The 23395-nt window shown below is 34.5% G+C and carries 20 protein-coding genes; 19 read left to right on the top strand and 1 reads right to left on the bottom strand.

Going from position 1 to position 23395, the window contains the following annotated elements; genetic code table 11:
- Nucleotides 1-3 precede the first annotated feature (3 nt).
- The 19 genes from AC0N32_RS09960 (at nucleotide 4) to AC0N32_RS10050 (ending at nucleotide 22020) form a co-directional block, all read left to right on the top strand.
- Entirely contained in the window at nucleotides 4-1965 is a 1962-nt protein-coding gene (locus AC0N32_RS09960; RefSeq protein ID WP_476393699.1) for a hypothetical protein, read from the top strand.
- A 4-nt stretch (nucleotides 1966-1969) separates the two neighbouring features.
- A complete protein-coding gene (locus AC0N32_RS09965; RefSeq protein WP_476393700.1) occupies nucleotides 1970-2716 on the top strand; it encodes a hypothetical protein in 747 nt (248 codons plus the stop codon).
- Between the two features lie 412 nt (nucleotides 2717-3128).
- Entirely contained in the window at nucleotides 3129-3410 is a 282-nt protein-coding gene (locus AC0N32_RS09970; RefSeq protein WP_476393701.1) for a hypothetical protein, read from the top strand.
- A complete protein-coding gene (locus AC0N32_RS09975; RefSeq protein WP_476393702.1) occupies nucleotides 3346-3807 on the top strand; it encodes a phage integrase SAM-like domain-containing protein in 462 nt (153 codons plus the stop codon). The genes AC0N32_RS09970 and AC0N32_RS09975 overlap by 65 nt, the downstream gene beginning before the upstream one ends.
- Before the next feature lie 209 nt (nucleotides 3808-4016).
- Nucleotides 4017-4376 (top strand): DUF7674 family protein, encoded by a 360-nt coding sequence (locus AC0N32_RS09980; protein ID WP_476393703.1) that lies wholly within the window; start codon nucleotides 4017-4019, stop codon nucleotides 4374-4376.
- Nucleotides 4373-4507: a hypothetical protein gene (locus AC0N32_RS09985; RefSeq protein ID WP_476393704.1), complete on the top strand. Its 135-nt coding sequence runs from the start codon at nucleotides 4373-4375 to the stop codon at nucleotides 4505-4507. The genes AC0N32_RS09980 and AC0N32_RS09985 overlap by 4 nt, the downstream gene beginning before the upstream one ends.
- A 130-nt stretch (nucleotides 4508-4637) precedes the next feature.
- Nucleotides 4638-5987, top strand: a complete 1350-nt coding sequence (locus AC0N32_RS09990; RefSeq protein ID WP_476393705.1) for a sigma-54-dependent transcriptional regulator — start codon at nucleotides 4638-4640, stop codon at nucleotides 5985-5987.
- 378 nt (nucleotides 5988-6365) lie between these two features.
- Nucleotides 6366-6443: a potassium-transporting ATPase subunit F gene (locus tag AC0N32_RS09995; RefSeq protein WP_072884257.1), complete on the top strand. Its 78-nt coding sequence runs from the start codon at nucleotides 6366-6368 to the stop codon at nucleotides 6441-6443.
- A 187-nt stretch (nucleotides 6444-6630) separates the two neighbouring features.
- Nucleotides 6631-8328: a potassium-transporting ATPase subunit KdpA gene (kdpA, locus tag AC0N32_RS10000; RefSeq protein WP_476393706.1), complete on the top strand. Its 1698-nt coding sequence runs from the start codon at nucleotides 6631-6633 to the stop codon at nucleotides 8326-8328.
- 17 nt (nucleotides 8329-8345) lie between these two features.
- Nucleotides 8346-10367 (top strand): potassium-transporting ATPase subunit KdpB, encoded by a 2022-nt coding sequence (kdpB, locus tag AC0N32_RS10005; RefSeq protein ID WP_476393707.1) that lies wholly within the window; start codon nucleotides 8346-8348, stop codon nucleotides 10365-10367.
- Nucleotides 10368-10498: 131 nt separating this feature from the next.
- Nucleotides 10499-11059 carry a K(+)-transporting ATPase subunit C gene (locus AC0N32_RS10010; RefSeq protein ID WP_476393708.1) on the top strand — a complete coding sequence of 187 codons (561 nt, stop codon included), beginning with the start codon at nucleotides 10499-10501 and terminating at the stop codon, nucleotides 11057-11059.
- A 60-nt stretch (nucleotides 11060-11119) separates the two neighbouring features.
- The gene (locus AC0N32_RS10015; protein WP_476393709.1) at nucleotides 11120-12214 is read left to right on the top strand and encodes a porin; all 1095 of its coding nucleotides are present in this window, start codon (nucleotides 11120-11122) and stop codon (nucleotides 12212-12214) included.
- 258 nt (nucleotides 12215-12472) lie between these two features.
- The gene (locus AC0N32_RS10020) at nucleotides 12473-13093 is read left to right on the top strand and encodes a DUF389 domain-containing protein (protein ID WP_476393710.1); all 621 of its coding nucleotides are present in this window, start codon (nucleotides 12473-12475) and stop codon (nucleotides 13091-13093) included.
- Nucleotides 13094-13195: 102 nt separating this feature from the next.
- Entirely contained in the window at nucleotides 13196-14320 is a 1125-nt protein-coding gene (locus tag AC0N32_RS10025) for a sensor protein KdpD (protein ID WP_476393711.1), read from the top strand.
- Nucleotides 14320-16044 carry a HAMP domain-containing sensor histidine kinase gene (locus AC0N32_RS10030; RefSeq protein WP_476393712.1) on the top strand — a complete coding sequence of 575 codons (1725 nt, stop codon included), beginning with the start codon at nucleotides 14320-14322 and terminating at the stop codon, nucleotides 16042-16044. The genes AC0N32_RS10025 and AC0N32_RS10030 overlap by 1 nt, the downstream gene beginning before the upstream one ends.
- A gap of 39 nt (nucleotides 16045-16083) precedes the next feature.
- Nucleotides 16084-16410 (top strand): HipA domain-containing protein, encoded by a 327-nt coding sequence (locus tag AC0N32_RS10035; protein ID WP_476393713.1) that lies wholly within the window; start codon nucleotides 16084-16086, stop codon nucleotides 16408-16410.
- A gap of 782 nt (nucleotides 16411-17192) precedes the next feature.
- Nucleotides 17193-20156, top strand: coding sequence for a TOTE conflict system archaeo-eukaryotic primase domain-containing protein (locus AC0N32_RS10040; RefSeq protein ID WP_476393714.1), 2964 nt, complete (start codon nucleotides 17193-17195; stop codon nucleotides 20154-20156).
- 246 nt (nucleotides 20157-20402) lie between these two features.
- Nucleotides 20403-21002: a DUF6088 family protein gene (locus AC0N32_RS10045; protein WP_476393715.1), complete on the top strand. Its 600-nt coding sequence runs from the start codon at nucleotides 20403-20405 to the stop codon at nucleotides 21000-21002.
- A gap of 1 nt (nucleotide 21003) precedes the next feature.
- A complete protein-coding gene (locus AC0N32_RS10050) occupies nucleotides 21004-22020 on the top strand; it encodes a nucleotidyl transferase AbiEii/AbiGii toxin family protein (protein WP_476393716.1) in 1017 nt (338 codons plus the stop codon).
- A 690-nt stretch (nucleotides 22021-22710) separates the two neighbouring features.
- Here AC0N32_RS10050 and AC0N32_RS10055 read toward each other — a convergent pair.
- Complete coding sequence (locus AC0N32_RS10055; protein ID WP_476393717.1) at nucleotides 22711-23379, bottom strand: hypothetical protein; 669 nt, start codon at nucleotides 23377-23379, stop codon at nucleotides 22711-22713.
- Nucleotides 23380-23395: the final 16 nt, after the last annotated feature.

The following is a 23395-nucleotide window of genomic DNA, read 5'->3' on the forward strand; positions in this document are numbered from 1 at the left end:
ACAATGAGTTTTGAAATTATCGCATTAGAAGTATTAAACGAATGCAGTTCTAAACATTCAAAAAATCTTATAAAAAATAGTCCTTACACTTTTTATAAGAACTATAAAATTAAAAGAGAAAACAAAAGTGAAACTATTGAAGTCATTTCGGAGGATTTTGATTTATATTCGAAGGAAAATAATAATCCTAAAATTAATATTTCTGCAATTGTAGGTAAAAATGGTAGTGGAAAAAGTACAATTGTCGAACTAATGATAAAGGCAATAAACAATTTATTCTATAAATATAAAAAACAACACTCTAGTAGAAATTTTCATGATGTTGAAGAAGTTGCAGGTATCGAAATTAACGTTTTCTATAAGATTAGAAAAAATATTTTCAAGCTTTATATTAAAAATTCGGATTATAAGGTTTTTCAGTATGAATACATTGAAACTCAAAAGCATTACAATAAACCTAAAGCAATAACGAAAATTAACTTAAAAGATTTTTTTTATACTGAAGTAATAAACTATTCTCTTTACGCTTACAATTCACGACAAGAAGGAGATTGGATAAAACACATTTTTCATAAGAATGATGCTTATCAGACTCCTGTTGTGCTTAATCCTTTTAGAAGAGTTGGTAATATTGATATTAATACAGAAAATGCTTTAGTTTTTCAAAGATTATTGGCAAATCTTTTAAGGTATGATGCTGATAATAAACTAAACTTACAATTAGGAGAAGATTTAGAGGCTCAAAATATATTGTTAGATTTAAAAGAAAAAAAGAAAACTGTTTATTATTTTGATAAATTAAGTAAGAAAGATGTTAAAATGGGTTTGTCAGGATTTGATGCTATCATGAGGAGTGACATATTGAGTGATTGCCTTGAAATACTTTACTCTAAATCCATCGAAGATATTAAGATTCCTGTAAAAATATTAAATAATGCTAAAGCATATGTATTATACAAACTAATAAGTATTTGTTCTAAATATGAAGAATATGGTAAAGGAAAATATTTTGATTTTGATAGTGAAAAATTTAAAGACTTAAAAGGTCTTTTGCTTCGTCTAAAGGATGACTATAGTCATATTACATTCAAATTAAGACAAACTTTAAACTATTTAATCCATAAACATATCCCTTATATATCAACACAGAAAAATAATAAAATTGAAGTAAAAGATTTAGCAGATAGGATTTCTGAGTTTAGTGTAAATAATATTATTGAGGTTTTACCTCCTCCAATATTTAAGGTTGATATAGAACTTGAATCTACAAAATCAATAGAAAAAAATATTAAATTTAGTACATTGAGTTCTGGAGAGAAACAACAAATTTATTCTGCTAATTCGATATATTATCATCTAATAAATCTAGATTCAGTCAGGAATAATACAGACAAAGAAAAAGTTTCATATCGAAATATTAATGTAGTTTTAGAAGAAATAGAATTATATTTTCACCCTGAATATCAAAGAACATATATAGATATTTTGCTAAATGGGATAAAAAACCTACATCTAACAAATATCGATGCAATAAATTTTATTTTTGTAACGCATTCGCCCTTTATTTTATCAGATATCCCATCATCTAATATAATGTATCTAAGCATTAATAAAGATGGTTTTTCAGAGGATTCTAATAATAAGAAGAAATCTTTTGGAGCGAATATTTATCATTTATTAGGTGATAATTTTTTCTTTGGAAAGGAAAATGTTTTTATTGGAAAATTTGCCCATCGCAAGGTAAGTGAAATAATTAATTTTATTAAAGGTGATAAAAATAATAACAGAGTAGAATATTATTACAGCATAATAGAATTGATTGATGAACCTATTATGAGAAATAAACTTACAGAAATGTTATTTGATAAATATCCTGAATTTCAAGAACAGAACAATGTAGAAATGAAAAGGAAAAAAATAATGGCTTATGCAGAAAGTTTGGGAATTAATAATGTGAAATTTTAATGACATGCCTAAATTCGAAGAAGCATATTACGATAAAGATAATTGTTCAATAAAGATTGAAGATTTTAATGATATTATTCATTTTGGTAATATATACTGTCCGGAATGCCATATTGCGCCACTACATATAGTAAGAAAACAAAAAGTGTATCCTTACTTTGCTTCTAACAGTAATCAAGAACATTTAGAAGATTGTCAATTCTTTGAAGAAGTTATTTCTCATAATAATTTAAATAAACTTATTTCTAGTAAGGAAATACAAGATATAGAAAGGTTAAATTTTTTAATCAAAAATAACCTACAAAAAGCAATTAATTTAATCCTCAAAAATAGTTGTAAAAGTGATAATATTTTTATTACGACACCCTATTTTAGTGAAACCGGAATGTTAAATAAAATTGTAAAAAAATATAAATATGAAAGTATTCCTAGAGTACATTTAAGTAACATTTTAAAAAAGAAAAAAGGATATGTTAATCACCATTTAATTGTTTGGGGTAAAGCATTTATTGAGTGTAAAATTGTAGAAAGAATTAATCAATTAACGAAACAACCTTTTCATTTAAAAATTTTAGTCTTTAGAGATTCTGATAAAAAATTTAGATTTAATGTTTTTCTTAATAACAAACAATCATTAAAACATGACTTATCAGATGGATATATAAATTTCGCTATTTTTGGAAAATTAAGCGAAAATAACGGTTTTTTGAATTTTAAAATTGAAGATAATAATCATCTGAAAATAATTTAATTTTCACTTTATTATTCTTTATTTTCTATTTATTTGCTGCATTTTTACATTTTTTTATTTATATACTTCATTTAATTAATTGATAACAAGATGTTTATATTAGGTTCTTTACTTTTTGTATCGGGAAATAATTTAGCTTTTCTTTGGTTTCTTTTTTCTTTCTTTTATTTGATTATCAACTATTTATAAAAATTTTATTTTCTCTTTTTGGAGTTTATTTATATATTTGTACCACTTCTATACTACTTTAGACTACAGAAAAAGTGAAAAGTACTACAAATCCAAATTTATGAAAATATCACTTAGCCAAAGAAAATTGAAAGACGGAAGAATAAGTCTTTCGATTGAATTTTATCGTGGTTCCGAAATTACAGAAGACTGAAAAAGAAAACATCTGAGGAATTTTGAGAATTTGGATACCTATCTAATTGTAGATCCAAAAACTGCCAAAGAAAAAAAAGAAAATAAAGAAGCTTTGGAATTTGCAGAAAATGTTATTGCAATTCGAAAAGCTGAATATGCTCAAGGAAGATTTGAGTTGAAAAATACTGCGAAAGCTAAACGGGTATTTTTAAATTTCTTCGCTGATCTTGCTGAGGAAAAACGAACACTCGATTACTCAAATAATTATGGTAATTGGTTTTTCTACCTACCAACATTTAAAAAAAGTAGTTCCAAAGAATTTAACTTTTGAGGAAATTGATGAATATTTCATTAAAAAAGTTCGGAAATACTTTGAAAAGGATGCAATCAGTAAGAGTGATTTACCTCTTTCTCAAAACTCAAAGCATTCTTACTTCAATAAGTTTAAAGCGGCACTTCGAAATGCTTTCGATAATGGGTATTTGACAATTAATTATGCTTCAAAAGTAAAATCCTTTGAACAAGCTGAAAGCCAACGAGAATATTTGATTTTTGATGAACTACAACGTTTAGCAAAAGCAGAATGTAAATATCCGGTATTGAGGAGAGCATTTCTTTTTTCATGCCTATCCGGCTTACGTTGGTCAGATATTAATTCTTTAACATGGAAAGAAGTCCGTGACGAAGGCGATATCTCAAGAAATCAATCTGTCAGAAGTGTCTTCTAAGGATTTTGTTACCTTCACAAATTTTATATCCAAAATTAATGTAACCCTATTTTTAACTTTTTGAAAACAGTAAGAATACCCTTTCATTTTGAAAGGGTATTTTGTCTTAGATAATTTGTGGTCTGAGTATATTGTTTTGATATTAATGTGTTTAATTTAATATTCTTTTTTTAGGAATATTATTTGGCATCAATTATCAAAAAAGAATTATGAACTACAAAGAAGCAGTTTCAGAGATTATCCAGGTCATTCCACAGTCTAATGAGGATTTTAGCGAAACTTGCCGAGTTAAAAATCCATATATGGTGATCAACACTTTTCTTCGTTATATCAGAAAATCTATACAGGAAAATAATAATGAAGTACTCAAGCAGTACTTTCAAAAAATGAATGATCTTTATGAAAAGGGCGATGCTGCTTTAAAAAATGCCGTAGAAAATGTTTTTATTTATTCTTTAGATAGTCTTACTTTCAGCTGCAAGGCCGCTAGAAGACAAGAGATTTTTTCTCTGCTTTCTTTATCACTTAATAAAAAATATTTATATCAAGTTTATAAATCAGGATTATGATAATACGAAGAAAAGGAAGCTGGAAAGAGTGGAGTAAAGTCAATAAAAGACATAATCTTCAAATTGCGGGAATGCATATCGCTACGATTATCGGTGTATTTCTAGCTGCTGCCATATTTAAATATATGTAATAATAGTGAGCAGCAGTAGTGAATTTTCAATTATAACATCAGCAGGTTTTCGAAAGTCTGCTGATTTTTACATTTAAAATGTAAGTGCAGACTTAAAGATAATAGTAAATTTGTAATTAAAATAAAAACAGTGAATAATATACTGGTCATTGACGATGAAGAAAAAATAAGAGTTTTACTCTCAAAAATTCTGAGCTTAGAAGGTTTTGAAATATTTCAGGCATCAGATCTGGCTAATGCCAGCAAAAGACTTGAATACAGTGATATCGATGTTGTCATCTGTGATGTAAAATTACCTGACGGGAGCGGTGTCGATTTTTCAAAGCTGATCAAAGAAAAATATCCTGCCATAGAAGTAATTCTTCTGACGGCATACGGGAATATTCCTGACGGAGTACAGGCCATGAAAAACGGCGCTTTCGATTATATCACCAAAGGAGATGATAACAATAAGATCATTCCTTTGGTTTATAAGGCCATTGAAAAGTCTACTCTTAACAAACGAATCTTACAGCTTGAAAAGCAAATTGGTAGCAAGCATTCTTTTGATTCCATTATCGGTCATTCAAAAAAGATCAATTCAGCGATAGAATCGGGAAAAAAAGTTGCAGTGACAGATGCTACCGTTTTATTGACCGGTGAAACAGGTACAGGAAAGGAAGTTTTTGCCAATGCTATTCATAATGCAAGCACAAGAACAAAAAATAATTTTATAGCGGTCAACTGCTCAGCATTCAGTAAAGAGCTTTTGGAGAATGAATTATTCGGGCATAAAGCAGGAGCCTTTACAGGAGCAGTTAAAGATTCCAAAGGGATTTTTGAAGAAGCTAACAAAGGAACCGTTTTTCTGGACGAAATTGGTGAAATGCCTTTAGACCTGCAGGCCAAGCTCCTGCGTGTACTGGAATCCGGAGAATTTTTAAAAGTGGGAGACAGTAAGCCCACTAAAATTGATGTCAGAATTATTGCAGCGACCAACCGTAATTTAGAAGATGAAATCAAAGCCGGCAATTTCAGGGAGGATCTTTACTACAGAATTAACATCTTCACCATCCATCTTCCCCCATTGAGAGAACGTGCCAGTGATATTAAAGATCTGGCCAATAGTTTTCTCCAAACCTTTTCTGCCAAAGTAGGAAAAAAGATTATCGGATTTTCCGATGATTATTTGGAAGCATTGAAAAGACATTCCTGGAAAGGCAATATTCGCGAACTACGAAACGTGATCGAGCGAAGCGTTATTCTTTGTGACAGCAGCCGGCTTGAACTAGGGGTGCTACCGCAAGAGCTTCAAAATATTAGCAAAGAAGGTATTAAAAACAAAACCTTATCAGCGTTTGAACTGGCAAGTGCAGAGAAAGTTCACATTCAGAAAGTATTGAATTACACCAGTGGTAATAAAACGGAAACAGCACGTCTGCTGAACATAGCTCTGACAACACTTTACAGGAAATTATCAGAGTACGGAATCAACATATAGGTAAATTTAATTTAAATTATCGATCAATATCAAAACACTATTAATACCCTTTCAAAATGAAAGGGTATTTCTTTTTCTATTTCATAGGTTTTATTTTTATTATTCTGATTTACAGTTAATTGTTGTTTTTTTTGGATTGTGGACTTCTTATTGTGATTATTCTGGCATAACAAAAATTTGACATTATGAAAAACTGGAAACTAAAATTCGTAAAGCACTGTAAACCCTGGCAAATTCTACTAGTGCTATATGGTTCTATGGTCGTAGTAAGTCTTGCAATCAAAATCTTATAATAAAAAAAATGACACTCATCCTAACACTCACAGGCGCAGTACTTTTTGTACTTTTTTTTCTAACCGTAAAATATTTTGAAAAAATATGACAGCATTATTTATCATAGCCATCGCAGTATTTGTTTACATCTGCTATGTCTTAGTGAAACCGGAAAAATTCTGAAATGATAATAGGACCTCAAGCGAAAAGAAAATTGATGGAATGGCTGACCTTACTCTTTTGGATAGCCTTTGTAGCAGCCTTCATTTATCTGATCATTTTCGTTAAAGGTATTGCCTTAACATCATCAACACTGCACCAAAGCACCTCACAAATAAATAGACATTATACTAAAATTATTAAATAAAAAATGAATACAGAAATTACAGGAATTTTGCTGATGTATGCCTTAGTGGTTTTGCTGGCAATTCCTCTGGGGAGATATATTGGAAAGATCTTTACCAAAGAAAAAACCTTTTTGGACGGACTTTTTGATCCAATCGACAAACTATTTTACAGAATTTCCGGAATAGATCCAAATTCAGAAATGAACTGGAAACAGCACCTTTCAGCATTGCTGACCATCAATGTGGTATGGTTTCTCATTTCGATGTTTGTTTTGACCAATATGAGCTGGCTTCCTCTAAATCCGGATAATAACCCGTCAATGAGCGGCGATCTGGCTTTCAATACGGCAGTAAGTTTTGTGACCAATACTAATCTTCAGCATTATTCCGGAGAATCAGGGTTGTCTTATTTGGGGCAATTGACATTGATGCTGTGGCAGTTTATCTCCGCAGGCTGCGGTATTGCTATTGCAGCTATGGTTTTCCTGGCTATGAAGGAAAGAACAGCGGATAAGTTAGGAAATTTTTACTTTTTATTTATCAGAACTTGCACAAGAGTTTTATTCCCAATCGCTGTAGTTGTAGCTTCATTATTGGCTTTTAACGGAACACCAATGACTTTCGAAGGAAAAGACCCGATTACAACATTACAGGGTGATAAAGTTGAGGTAAGCCGTGGTCCGGTAGCAGGATTCGTTGCCATCAAGCAACTAGGAACCAATGGCGGTGGATTTTTTGGTCCTAACTCTGCGCATCCTTTAGAAAATCCAAATTACTTTACCAATATTGTCGAAACAGTTTCTATTATGTTGATTCCGATTGCAATGGTATTTGCGATGGGTTATGTTTTAAGAAGAAAAAAATTGGCGTGGACTATTTTCGGGGTAATGACCGTAGGATTTCTGTTATTGTTAACGCCAACAGTTATTAATGAAATTAATGGAAACCCAGCTATCAAAAAAATGGGAATTGCTCAGAATTTGGGTAGTATGGAAGGCAAAGAAGTTCGTTTCGGACCCGCCGCTTCTGCTTATTGGGCAATTAATACAACGGTTACCAGCAACGGTTCTGTCAACGCAATGCACGATTCTCTGACACCGCTTTCCGGAATGAACACAATGCTCGGAATGATGGTCAATGCGTTCTACGGAGGTGTAGGTGTAGGTTTTTTAAACTTTTATATATTCATCATCCTCGCCGTTTTCATCAGTGGATTAATGGTAGGAAGAACACCTGAATTCTTAGGGAAGAAAATCGAGGCCAGAGAAATGAAAATCGCAATGATCATCGCATTGCTTCACCCTTTCCTAATTCTTGTAGGAACTGCAATCTCAAGTTATATGGTTGCACACAATCCAGATGAATACGGAAGTTGGTTGAACAATCCGGGCTTCCACGGTTTCAGTGAAATGTTATATGAATTTACGTCATCAAGTGCCAACAATGGAAGTGGTTTCGAAGGTTTGGCTGATAACAACCCATTCTGGAATATCGCGTGCGGAATCGTAATGCTGATGGCCAGATATTTACCAATTATTGGCCCGGTTGCCATCGCAGGAAGTCTTGCTGCTAAAAAATATATCCCTGAAAGTGCAGGAACGCTCAAAACAGATACAGCAACATTCGGTTTAATGGTGTTTGCGGTGATTGCAATTGTAGCAGCGTTGTCATTCTTTCCGGCGTTAGCATTAGGTCCAATCGCTGAATATTTTTCACTTTAATTCTTATCTATATTATAATGAAAGGAAATAACAACTTGTTTCAGGCAGAATTAGTCAATGAAGCGCTGAAACAATCATTTATAAAACTGCACCCGGCAAAGATGTTCCGAAATCCGGTGATGTTTATGGTGTACATAGGGACTTTGGTAATGGCAGGTGTTTGTCTGTGGATCGCAATGGGTGAGCAAAGTCAGGGAAGTTTGATCTATAATATTATTGTAACATTTATATTATTCATCACTTTACTTTTCGCCAACTTCGCCGAAGCTATTGCCGAAGCAAGAGGTAAAGCTCAGGCAGATTCTTTGAGAAAAACAAGAGAAGAAACACCTGCAAAAATGCTGACTTCAAGTAATGAAGTTAAAATAGTGCCATCCAACCAACTAAGAAAAGGAGATGTCTTTGTTTGTGAAACAGGAGATATCATTCCGTCCGATGGCGAAATTATCGAAGGTTTGGCAACGATTGACGAAAGCGCCATCACCGGAGAATCTGCTCCCGTCATCCGTGAAGCCGGTGGTGATAAAAGCAGTGTAACAGGAGGTACAAAAGTTCTTTCTGATAAAATAAAAGTGAAAGTAACGACGGAACCGGGCGAAAGCTTTCTTGATAAAATGATTGCTTTGGTAGAAGGTGCATCAAGACAGAAAACACCGAATGAAATTGCTTTAACCATTTTATTGGCAGGATTTACCTTAGTATTTATCATTGTTACTGTGACATTAAAACCATTCGGTGATTACGCCAATACACCAATTACCATTGCAGCATTCATCTCACTATTTGTTTGTCTTATTCCAACTACGATTGGTGGTCTGTTATCAGCCATCGGTATTGCGGGAATGGACAGAGCTTTAAGAGCCAACGTGATTACTAAAAGTGGTAAAGCAGTGGAAACTGCGGGTGATATTGATGTTTTATTATTGGATAAAACCGGAACAATTACCATCGGAAACAGAAAAGCGACAAATTTTTATCCGGCAAATGGGGTGGATGAAAAAGCTCTAATAAAAGCAGCTGTCCTAAGCTCTATGGCTGATGAAACACCTGAGGGGAAATCAATTATTGAATTGGCAGGAATTAATCCTCTGAGTTATGAAGTGAAAAATCCTGAATTCATCACGTTTACGGCAGAAACCAGAAGCTCAGGTATTGATTATGAAAACACGCGAATTAGAAAAGGTGCAACTGACGCAATTAAAAATATTGTTACAAATGCGGGCAATACTTTCCCTCCGGAAGTTGCAGAGAGAGTCAGAGAAATTTCGCAAAACGGTGGTACGCCGCTTGTGGTTTCAGAAAATGAAAAAGCACTTGGGGTTATAGAATTACAGGATATTATCAAACCTGGAATCAAAGAACGTTTTGACCGCTTGAGAAAAATGGGTATTAAAACCGTAATGGTAACCGGAGATAATCCTCTGACAGCTAAATTTATTGCTGAAAAAGCTGGAGTAGATGATTTTATCGCAGAAGCAAAACCTGAAGATAAGATGAACTACATCAAGAAAGAACAGTCTGAAGGAAGATTGGTAGCGATGATGGGAGACGGAACCAACGATGCTCCGGCTCTTGCTCAGGCAGATGTCGGTGTTGCGATGAACAGTGGAACGCAGGCTGCGAAAGAGGCCGGAAATATGGTGGATTTGGATAATGACCCGACTAAACTGATTGAAGTGGTGGAAATCGGTAAACAATTACTGATGACGAGAGGAACTCTTACAACATTCAGTATTGCGAATGACGTGGCGAAGTATTTTGCGATTGTTCCGGCATTATTTATTGCTTCCATTCCGGCATTGCAAGGATTGAATATTATGGGACTTCATTCACCTGAATCAGCAATTCTTTCAGCCGTAATTTTCAACGCGATTGTCATCCCAATGTTGATTCCGTTAGCATTAAAAGGTGTGGCTTACAAACCGATCGGGGCAAGTGCGCTGTTGAGAAGAAACCTTTTGATCTATGGTTTGGGAGGTGTTTTGATACCATTTATCGGGATTAAACTCATCGACATCATTGTCTCGCTATTTATTTAAAGTAAAAAGTAAAAAGTAAAAAGTAAAAAGTAAAAAGTAAAAAGTAAAAAGTAAAAAGTAAAAAGTAAAAAGTAAAAAGCTTCTTGTTAGACTTCTAACTTTTTACATAAAACATTTAACATACAAAAAAAATGAAACAGAATATATTACCCGCAATTAGACTGACACTTTTCTGCGCCGTGTTTTTTTCAGGAATTTACACCTTTTTAATTTACGGAATAGCTCAGGCATCTCCGAATAACGGAAAAGGGGAAATTATTGAGCACAATGGTAAAAAGTTTTATGCCAATGTAGGGCAGAAATTTGATAAAGACGAATATTTCTGGTCCCGTCCATCGGCTGTAGACTATAATGCTGCGGGAGCAGGCGGAAGTAACAAAGGGCCTTCTAATCCGGATTATCTGAAAGAAGTTCAAGGAAGAATCGAGAACTTTATGAAACACAATCCGACAGTTAAAAAATCGGAGATTCCTTCAGATATTGTAACTGCAAGTGGAGCAGGTCTTGACCCGAATATCTCTGTTCAGGCGGCTAAAGTTCAGGCTCAAAGAATTGCTGACATCAGAAAGATCGATATCAGCAAAGTCAATTCACTTATCGAAAAAAATATCGAATCTCCATTCCTTGGAATGTTCGGAACCGAGAAAATCAATGTTTTAAAACTCAATATCGCATTAGACGGTTTGAAGTAAATTATCTATTTAGAAATGAAATCGAAGATTCACGAATTCGAATCTATCAATAAAAAAATTATGAGTAAAAGAAAACTATCATTACTGGCATTTGCAATGCTTGGAGCAGCTTCTACACTGCACGCTCAGGAAGAAACTGAAACTAAAAACCCTTTAAAAATCTCTGGTTATGCAGAAGTGTATTATCAGTATGACTTCAACAATCCTGAGAACAATACAAGACCGGGATTTGTTTACAGCCACAACAGAAACAACGAGGTCAATCTTAATTTAGGATTTGTAAAAGCTAATTACGAAACTGAAAAACTAAGAGCTAATGTAGCTTTGGGAGTAGGAACATATATGAACTCAAACTACGCGGCTGAACCGGGTGTTCTGAAAAATATTTATGAAGCTAATGTTGGCGTTAAAATCTCAAAGAGTAAAAACCTTTGGATAGATGCGGGTATTTTACCTTCTCACATTGGCTTTGAAAGTGCCATCAGCAAAGACTGTTTTACTTTGACAAGAAGTATTTTGGCAGACAATTCTCCTTATTTCGAAAGTGGGGCAAAAATCTCTTACACCAGCGATAACGGAAAATGGTTTGTCAGTGGTTTAGTTCTAAACGGCTGGCAGAGAATCCAGCGTGTTGACGGAAATTCTACGGTGGCCTTTGGACATCAATTAACATACAAGCCATCAGAAAAAATTACTTTAAACAGCAGTTCTTTCATCGGAAATGATAAACCGGACAGCATCAGACAAATGAGATATTTTCATAACTTATACGGAAGTTTCCAGATCAGTAAAAAGTTCGCCTTAATTACAGGTTTCGACATCGGTGCAGAGCAGAAAGCTAAAGGAAGCGAGCAGTACAATGTTTGGTATTCTCCCGTGGTTATCGCTAAATTTTCTCCAACTGAAAAATTCAGCATTGCGGCAAGAGGTGAATATTATAGTGATGAAAAAGGTGTGATCATTGCCACGGGAACAGCAAACGGATTCAAAACCTTCGGATATTCTCTGAATGCAGATTACTGGATTTTGCCCAATCTGGTCTGGAGAACCGAACTTAAAAATCTAAGCAGTAAAGATGACATCTTTCTCAACAGTGACAACAAGTTAAAATCAAATAGTGTTACAGCAGTGACCTCACTTGCGGTAAGCTTTTAAACAGACTCCATATTAACTCAAGAAATCCTGGCCGGGCAACCGGTTCGGGGTTTTTATAGTAAAAAGGTCAAATGTGAAAGGAAATTGCCTAACTTTTCTCAAAAATTTCTGATGAAGCGATTTGATATTTTTAAAAGATATTTAGGGCAACAGATCTATACAGCGAGGGAAGAGCACGAAAGGGAAGGTACAACGAAATCAAAGAAGGGGTCATTTTTAAAGGCTTTAATCTCTGGATTTTAGGTTTTGCAATGGTGATTGCCTGCATCGGCCTCACGACCAATCTGTAAGTGCGGTTATCGGTGCAATGCTGATTTTTCCGTTGATGGGACCTGTGATAGGATTTGCATTCGGTTAGCCATTAATGACAGAGATCTGCGGATAGAAGGCGTAAGAAACTGGGTGAAAATGACGGTCGTAAGTCTGGCATCGGCAACTGTGTTTTTCCTCGTCAATCCTTTCGATCATACCACGCAGCTTTTGGAATCTTTTCAAAAAGCTTCAATTTTTAATATTTTTCTCGCATTCTTCGGAGGTTTGGCAGGTTTTATCGGAATTGTTAAAAAAGAGGGGGTAAAGATCATTGCCGGTGTTGCCATTGCAACAGCCTGTATGCCGCCTTTGTGTACAGCTGTCTATGGAATTGCGCATCTGGATTATGTTTATTTTATAGGAGGGATTTATTTTTATTTCATCAATTGTTTATTCATTGGCTGGGCAACTTTTCTCCTTTCGAGATATTTTAAGTTCGAAGCACTTAACAAAGAAAAACGTACCCTCAAAAATGTTATTTTATGGGATGTTTTACTGGTTATAATGATGATTCCCGGAGTCTGGATTGGTTATCAAAAATGTAAGTGGAAGAAGACAGCCCAGTAATGCAGACCGATTCTGAAAAGATAAAGGCATTGGAAAAACGGGTAGAAATTTTGGAACGGAATGTCAGAAAAAATTAAATTAAAAAAAATAAAAAATTATACTATGTCACAAGACGGAAATTCTGCGGAAGATTTTCTTAACCTGATTAAAAAATCAAGAAGGGGTAAGTTCAAGGTGTATATAGGAATGAGTGCCGGTGTCGGAAAAACCTATCGTATGCTTCAGGAGGCTCACGCACTTCTGGAAAATGGGATAGATGTCAAGATAGGATATATAGAAACCCATCACCGTAAAGAGACTCACGCTCTTCTGGATGGATTGCCTGTTATTCCGAGAAGAAAATTGTTCTACAGAGGTAAAGAATTGGAGGAGTTAGATGTGCAGGCCGTTCTAAACCTGAGACCGGAAGTGGTTATTGTAGATGAATTGGCGCATACCAATATTGAAGGCAGCAAGAATGATAAACGCTGGCAGGATGTTATGGAAATACTTGATTCTGGAATCAACGTCATCAGTGCAGTGAATATCCAGCATATTGAAAGCCTTAATGATGAAGTAAAAAGTATCACAGGAATCGAAGTGAAAGAAAGGATACCTGATTCTGTGCTTTCAGAAGCGGACGAAGTGGTTAACATAGATTTGACTGCCGAAGAGCTTATTGATCGTCTTAAAGCAGGAAAAATCTATGACCAGAATAAAATTGTTTCAGCATTGAACAATTTTTTTAAATCGGAAAGCATTCTGCAGTTAAGGGAATTGGCTTTAAAGGAAGTGGCTTCCCAGGTTACCAGAAAGGTTGAAGCGGAAGTAGTGATCCACAAGGCTTTTAAAAAAGAACGATTTTTAGCCTGCATAAGTTCTAATGAGAAGACAGCAAAGAATGTGATCCGAAAAACAGCAAGACTGGCCAACTATTACCATAGCCAGTGGTATCTTCTCTATGTTCAGATTCCAAGTGAAAGTTCAGACAAAATAGCTTTGGATAAGCAGCGCCACTTAATCAATAATTTTAAATTAGCAACGGAATTAGGCGCAGAAATCATAAAAGTTGAAAGTATAAAAGTGGCTCAGGCGATTATGCAACAGTGTGAGGAAAGAAAAATCACAACAGTTTGTATCGGCAAGCCTCATTTAAACCTCTGGAAGATCATTCTGGCTACCGATACATTTAATACACTGCTCAATAAATTGTCTCAGGAAAATATAGATTTAGTAATTCTCTCGTAATGAAAATAAAAACAAAACTCAATATAGGTGTCGGTCTTTTATTCGTTATGATTATTGTGCTATCGGTCCTAAGCGCCTGGTACATTAATCAGTTAAAAAAAGACACCAACAATATTCTGGTTGCCAACTATAATACCCTTGAATATTCCAGGAATATGCTGCTTGCCCTGGAAGAAGTGAATTCAGATCCTTTAGCGTTTACCGTTTTTGAAAAACATCTTGAAAAACAGAGAAAGAATGTAACTGAGCCGGGAGAAAAAGAAGCTACAGAAAAGGTCGTTACTCATTTTGGTGCGCTAAAAAAAGATCCTGAAAATGCAGCTTTAAAATCATCCATCAGGAAAGACCTGACCGAACTGATGCAGCTTAATATGGCAGCCATTCAGCATAAAAGCTCAATAGCTGATGATACGGCGCACGATGCGATTACCATGATTTCAATAGTAGGCATGCTCTGCTTCCTGATCGCATTTATTTTAATGGTCAACCTTCCCTCCAATATTGCAGATCCGATTCGCCAGTTGACCATAAGCATCAAGCAGATTGCCAATCAAAATTATAAAGAACGCGTACATTTTGAAAGCAGCAGTGAGTTTGGTGAGCTCGCCAGATCCTTCAATACTATGGCAGAAAAAATTCAGGAGTTTTCGGAGAGCAAGATCGAAAAAATCCTCAAAGGCAAAAAAAGGATTGAAACCCTGATTGACAATATGAATGATCCTGTTATAGGCATAGATGAGAACCGGAAAATCCTTTTTATAAATGATGAAGCACTCAATATTACAGGACTTAAAAGAGAAAACTGCTTAGGGAAACTTATTCAGGATGTAGCAGTTACCAATGATTTGGTACGAACCATCATCAAAGACATTGTTCAGCCCGGCAGTCCCGCAAAAAATGAGGTGATGAAAATTTATGCTAACGGTAAAGAAAGCTATTTTGAAAAAGATATTATAGCTATTAACATTGTGCCTACCGGAGAGCAAAACACCCAGTTTATCGGTCAGGTGATTATGCTTCATAATGTAACGCCTCTCAAGGAACTGGATGTTGCCAAAACCAATTTTATAGGAACGGTTTCGCATGAGTTCAAAACACCGATTTCGTCTATAAAGATGGGATTGCAGCTTCTTGAAAATGATAAGATTGGACCTCTGAATCAGGATCAGCTCAATTTGGTTAATGGGATAAAAGATGATACCAACAGACTTCTGAAAATTACAGGGGAGTTGCTTGATATTGCACAGCTGGAAAGTGGTTCCATTAAATTAAATATAAGACCATCCAAAGTTTCTGATATTGTCGATTATGCAACAGAAGCCAACAAAGCATCGGCTGAGCAAAAAAACATACAATTTATCACCAGGATTGATCCGGAGATACAATATGTATCCGCAGATCTTGAAAAAACCTCCTGGGTGCTTAATAACCTCTTATCCAATGCGGTCCGTTATTCCTATGAAAATTCAGAAATTATCATTGAGGTTAAAAAAGAGACAGAGAAAGTCATTTTTTCAGTAACGGATACAGGGCAGGGTATTGAACCCCAATATGTGTCAAAAGTTTTTGAACGTTATTTCAGAATTCCTGGCACTAAAAAAGAAGGAACAGGTTTAGGCTTAAGTATCAGCAAAGAATTTATAGAAACTCAGGGCGGCACACTGAACGTTAAAAGTGAATATGGGGCAGGGAGCACATTTACTTTTGCATTAAATGAAGCATAGATACCGAAATTATATTTATTAGAGCTCTCAAGCCTATGGATGTATCGATTGGCAGTTTTTAACGTCTTGTCTCACAATAGGGATGACCACGCAAAGAACTTTGCCTTCTTGATGGACGACTCAGGTAACTGGAAGTTTTCACCTGCCTACGATCTGACTTTTTCAAACGGTCCCGGTGGTGAGCAGAGCACTATGGTTTTGGGAGAAGGTAGAAATATAAACATTAAACATTTAGTGAAGTTAGGTCAGGAAGCTAAACTCTCAAAAGGACTTATTGATAGTGTTATCGCGCAAACACTTTCAGCACTTGATAAATGGTCAAGACTATCAAAGAATTTGGAGTTAGTAAATCAAGTAGAGAATTAATAGATAGAATGATCAAATAGAATTTAAGGCGAAATGTATCAATTATCACTGTTACAGTCGGGAAATGTTAATTGTTTAATTTACAGAAATTTATAAGGTCGGAGGTGTACAGAAGTAGTACAAATGAATTTTTAAATTTTCTGTAAAATATCATAAAATATTGATATACAATCGTTTAAGTTGATGGGGTTCCTGCGGGAAAGTAGAGAAAAAAGATGTTGCAGCATCTTAATCGTGTACCACTTTTGTACATCTTGTATTGTGTAAATCCCCATCAATAAATACTTCTATAGATACTGTATCGGGCGGCGCACAAGATTTCAGCGAATATAAAAACTCTATCCCCTATTTTTAGAAGAATTGTTTAGTTGAACAAATCCTTGGGAAATTATCTTGATGATATAGAAGTTCGAGCAAAATATAAAAACAAGTAAGTGATTATTACCTTAAGCATAGTGATTTAGAAGGACAAATATTAATTTTTGTAAATCCTATAATACTTGATTTTTGGAATGTAAAATTATATAATATGGCTTTCTTTTCATAATTTTATAATCTCTCAATTAAAAATGCTATATCTAAAAAATGTTGCATTTGAAGGGAATAAAATTTATAGGTTCGCCCGATTCCGTTGTTGGCAAAGAAAAAACAAGTAAGGGAACACCTAATTCCTTTTTTGTTAATGGTGACAATTACATTTTGTTGAATGTACAACAAAAGAAAGAATTGGAGAGTCAAAATCATTTCAGAAACTTTCAGAAGTGTACATTATTTAAACTTTTATGAATAATAATCCTAACGTGCAAATAAACACTGTCCGTTCCTTATTTCAAGGAAGAGAGGAAGTGTTTGCCGTTCGTTGGGAAAAAGCAGGAAAGTCAGGTTATATGCCTGCGTATCAATACGACCCATATCATTACCGGGTACATAAAATGAATGGCGGTACTTTTTCAAATTATTCAAACAAAAATTATTTACCACTTACCGATAACGAAATTCAAAAACACTTAAATGGTATTCAGCAAATTGGTGTTTATCCATTATTGCAGAACAATACTTCCTGGTTTTTGGTCGCTGATTTTGATAAACAGAACTGGAAAGAGGAAGCGGTCAATTTCTTAAACGCTTGCAAAAAGAAAAATATCCATGCCTATTTGGAGCGTTCACGTTCGGGAAATGGCGGACACGTTTGGATATTTTTCGAAAAACCTTATCCATCTGTCAGAAGTAGAAAAATTTTCATTTCGATTTTGGAACAATCGGGTATATTTTCAATGTTTGACAAGAGTTCAAGTTTTGACAGACTGTTTCCTAATCAGGATTTTCTTTCGGGGAAAGGTTTGGGGAATCTGATAGCATTACCACTTTATAAGCCTGCAATGGAAGCCGGAAATAGTTGTTTTATTAATCCGGAGACTTTTGAACCTTTTTTACATCAATGGCAATTTTTGAATGAAATCGAGAGAGCTTCCATTGATGTTTTAGACAATCTATTTCAGGAAATTTCAACAACGCACAATTCACCAATTTCCAAAAGCGGTTACGAAAAATTATGTATCACACTCTATAAAAATATCCGTATTCAAAGAGATGGATTGACACCTCCATTGATTAATTTTTTAAAAGAAGAATTAAATTTTGCCAATTCTGAATTCTTTATCAAGAAGAAATCAGGAAAAAATACTTTTGGAACAGACCGTTATTTTAAACTTGTTGAAGAAACAGAAAATGAAATTATTGTTCCACGAGGCTTTATTGGGAAATTGCTTCGGTTTTGTAAAGAACAGAATTTGGATTTTGATTTTAAAGACCAAAGGAGGCTAAAAGAAGAAATTGATTTTGCATTCAATGCAACTTTGAGAAATCATCAAGATAAAGTTGTAAAAGCTGTTTCAAAAAAGGATTTTGGTGTTATCGTTGCTCCACCGGGTTCGGGTAAAACGATTATGGGGTTGAAAATTATTTCGGATAAAAAACAACCAGCTTTAATAGTTGTACATCGCAAACAGTTGTTGGAACAATGGCAGGAACGAATCCAAGCATTTCTCGGAATTCCTAAACACGAAGTCGGCATTATAGGTCAAGGGAAAGCTAAGATTGGAAAGCAAGTCACCATTGCTACGGTTCAGAGTTTACCAAAACAAACAGAAAAAATGCAAAATCTATTCGGAACAATTCTAATAGATGAATGCCATCATATTGCTGCGGAAACATTTCGAAGTACCATTGAAAAACTGGAAACTTTTCATTTGTATGGCTTGACGGCAACACCATTCAGGAAATATAATGATGACAAACTTATATTTGCTTATTTAGGTGATGTGATTTCAGAGGTTATAAGCAATGAAATAGAAAACTTTAAACACGCTCAAATCATTGTCAGAACTACCGATTTGGATGTGCCATTCAATTCAAAAACAGACAATTTTGAAACTCTTTCAAAAATTTTAGTTCACGACTCAGAACGAAACAAACTTATTCTGAATGATATAAAAATAGAGCTATCCAAAGGAAAACGAATCGCCATTATCACTGAAAGAAAAGAGCATATTGATACGCTTCATCTTTTTCTGAAGCAATCTTATGAAATTATTACACTAAGCGGCGATGATTCCGAAAGTAACAGGAAATCCAAATGGCAAGCCTTACAACAAGGTAATTTTCAGGTGTTCATTACTACAGGACAGTATTTTGGCGAAGGTTCGGATTTGTCCAATATCAATACCTTATTTTTAGTCTACCCTTTTTCTTTTAAAGGTAAACTGATTCAATATATAGGTCGTGTACAACGTTCGGAAATCAATCCTACTATTTATGATTACAGGGACATCAAAATTGATTATCTGAACAAACTTTTTTTAAAACGAAACAGTTATTATCGTCAAATAGCCAAACACGCAAACTTGTTTGACGAACCAACCGAACTTATCACCGAAAGAGAAAGTTTAATCATTACTAAACAAATTAGAATTACAATAGAAGATTTGGATTTCAGATATGGTAATGTTGGTTTTGAATATAATGATAAAGAAAGTAGCCAGCGATTTAATTTTGAAATTGAAAATGAAGAATTTAGACCAGAATTCGAAGTTCTTAAACCTTATTTTGCCAGGGTTTTAAAATCAAAAGTTATTAATATTGAAATTTATGCAGAGGTAGAAAATGGAGTAATCTTGTCACAATTAGCAACTTCTGCCGATATTGAAAACATCAATAAAGAATTAATTGAAAGCGTAAAGTTCCAATTTCTGAATAAAAACTTCATTGGTCAAATTCCTATATCAAAACAAAATATTCTTACGACCAATGAACTTCCTAATAATCAAAATATTTATACAAACCCTGAAAGTATTCTGGGGGATTTGTTAAAAGGAAAGCAATATAAACATTCGCAACACATTCAGTTTTTGGCTGACAAGCACGAGCGAAATGTAATGAAGCTACGGTTTGTTTTGCAACCTTTTTCATTTGTATTCTTATTATCAGGAACTCAAAAGTATCATATCGTTTTAGAGACTTTAGACACTGAAGAAGCAACCTACATTTGGCATACAGAAAAAAATAAAGCTACATTGATAGATACCATAAAACAAATTGACAAAGAATTGAATATTATAAAAGAGAAAGGGAGACAAACTTATTTAGAAACCAATCCTCAGAACTTTTCAAGGATTATGCACGATTATTCGGACAGTAACAAAGGATTTGCAACTTGGAAAGGGCAGTTGGAGGAACGGTTAAATTAGCTGGTAGTTTGCAATAATAGTATAATCAACATTCATTGCTAGTTTATAGAAGATTTGAGATCGTGCGTACTGGATGCGCAAAAATAAAGATACTCTAGGAGACACCTCCAAAAACGAAGGGCGATTTTACTATCAATACCCTTTAAATTTGTATCAAATTTAAAGGGTATTGAGCAGAATAGCAAATTTAAGACTATTTTGTCGCAAATATTTGCTAAATTTGCGACAAAAATACGCTGTAAACCAATGGAAAGTATCGATAATAAAATACTTGATAAAATAAAAAAAGCCAAGAGGGGTTCGCTTTTTTATACTGAAGATTTTTTATCTTTTAGTAACTACAAAGCTGTTTCCAAAGCACTAGAGCGTTTGGTTAACGAAAAGAAAGTTTGTCGAGTTGCAAGAGGTATCTTTTCTATTTTAGAGCAGGATCCTTATTTAGGTGAGATTTTGCCAACGGCAGAAAAGATCGCAGAATCTATAAGAAAAAGGGACAAAGCTCGAATTATTCCGACAGGTGTGTTAGCTCTTAATAAACTCGGATTGTCGTCACAAGTACCAATGAATCTGGTTTATCATACAGACGGATCAGCTAGAACTGTCAAAGTAGGTAATCGAAGTATTGTTTTTAAAAAAACAAGTCCCAAAAATTTAGCTGTGATTGGAAATATTAGTGGGATAGTAATTCAGGCTCTTAAAGAAATAGGAAAAGATAATGTAACGGATGATGAAATTCAAACGGTTTTAAATCACTTGAAAAATGAAGAGCAATACCGTTTAGAACATGACATTAAATTAGCTCCTGAATGGATCAGAGTAATAATGCGTAAAGCTTTGACTAAATAAAATGAAAAATAAATTTCTAAACTTACCGGAGAAAACAAGAATTAATGCATTCAATCACGTTGCAGAAAAGAAAGGGATTACACCTTTTGCTGTTGAAAAAGACTGGTGGGTTACGCAAAGTTTGTCTATAATATTTGAAATGGACGAAGCTAAATATTTAGTTTTTAAAGGCGGTACTTCATTAAGTAAGTCTTGGAATTTAATTCAAAGGTTTTCTGAAGATATTGATTTGGCTATCGATAGAGAATTTTTGGGTTTTACTGAAATAACCAAAAGAAAGACTAATCTTCGAAAGAAATCAGGGAAATTCGTATCTGAAGAATTTTATCCAAAGCTACAGAAATGTTTTGAAGAGAAAGGCATTGCAGAAGGTGTTACATTTACCTTAGAAGATGTTCAGTCATCAGACCAAGATCCACGAATCATTAATATTTACTATCCTTCCATTATTGAAACGAAAGGATATTTGAATCCTCGAGTACAAATTGAAATAGGGTGCAGATCACTAAAAGAACCTTTTTCTGATTGTTTAATTTCTTCTTTTGTCGATCAGGAATACAAAGATCTAGATTTTGTAGATGGTGAATTTCTTGTACCCTCTGTCAACCCTGAGAGAACTTTTTTGGAGAAGATATTCTTATTACATGAAGAATTTCAGAAACCATATGATAAAATTAGAGTAAATCGTCTGAGTAGACATTTATATGATATTTATTGTCTTTATCATTCTGAGTTTAAAGATAAGGCTCTGAAGAATGAGGATTTGTATAAAACTATTGTTTATCACAGAATCGAATTTACTAAAGTTACTGGTGTTGATTATTTAATACACAATCCTCAAACAATAAATCCAATTCCTCCGGACACAATTATTAAGAGATGGGAAGAAGACTACGAAACCATGAAATCTGAAATGCTGTACAGCGAACACCGACCCAATTTTTCTGAAATTATTATAACGTTAGAAAAGCTAAAGTCTGAAATTAATAAATTGGAATGGGTTGTTTTTGAGGGGTAAAGGATTTGCTCAGGAAAATGATGACCTTGAGAAAAAGTACGAAAAAATTTTATTTGACTCAATACAAATTTTAAGGTGTTAAAGCTACATTCGAAAATTTATCTTTATTCAAAAAATAGAAAAAAATTGAGGTGTACAGGCGAAATGTATCAATTATCACCGATGCATTCGGTAAATGTTAATTGTCTAATTTACAAGAATTTATACGGTTTGAGGTGTACAAAAGTAGTACAAATGTATTTTTTAATTTATCGTAAAATACTGTAAAGTATTGGTTTACAAGTGATTGACGTGACGAGATTCGTGCGGGAAAGTAGAGAAAAAAGATGTTGCAGCATCTTAATCGTGTACCACTTTTGTACATCTTGTATTGTGTAAATCCCCATCAATAAATACTTCTATAGATACTGTATCGGGAAATAGAACCCGCGCACTATTTATTTGTATTTTTTTTAAGAGTGTTGTAGGTTTTCTTTCAATCCTGCCAGACAATATCTGTATCATTTAAAGGAACTATTGTCGGATACGTCTCATCGGAAAATACCGATGGTCATCTTTGCCATTCTTTATTCCGGAAATCTCTGCCTTTAAAGAATCTTTTCCGATCCTTGTATAAGTATCAAATGCAGGATAAGATCGGATTTTCTCCCGGATCATCAGAGCTGGGTAAGCTACAACGTGTCACTGCCGTTAAACTTCTAAACCTTTACGTACAGGTCTAAACAGCAGTTTAAAAATAGCGTAACATCCCGGAATCATTGGCAGAATGGCTGTCCACATGCCAGGAAAATAATATCTCCCTGTTGTCCTGTAATAGTAATTTGGCATATTTTCTATCACGAAACCTGTAATGGAATGTGTTACCGGATGTGGGTCGTCTGCTAAAAGATCCGGTGAGATCAACGGGAAGATAAAATGAGTAAATTCAGCGACACCCGGTCCTATAAAGATAAACCATGCGATAAACCCTGCAATGGGAATCCTGTAGTACAACCCAAGTGATGTCAGCGTATAAATAGTGGGTCCGACGAGCGCAAATATCAAGAGAAAGCTTTTTTCACTCCAGGGAATTCCGAACAGGCGGCTCATAGCAGGAGCGAAGCCCATCAGGTATTCCTCTGTGATGTGTATTTGCAATGCGGCCACCGTAAAGATAAACAGTGGCAACATCACCGATGGCGACACCGGATTCTGCAAATAGGTTCTATACCAGCATATCAATGCGATGAATGCGGAGCCGCCGACTATGATGACAGGAGGTAAACCAATAGAAAAATAACCGATGACAGGCGCTGCAATGGTGATGATAAGTACTGCTGCAACCGTGAGTTTCTTATTAAATAAAATCGGGTGAATCATAACTGTATGAATTTTT

The sequence above is a fragment of the Chryseobacterium endophyticum genome, from assembly GCF_056333165.1.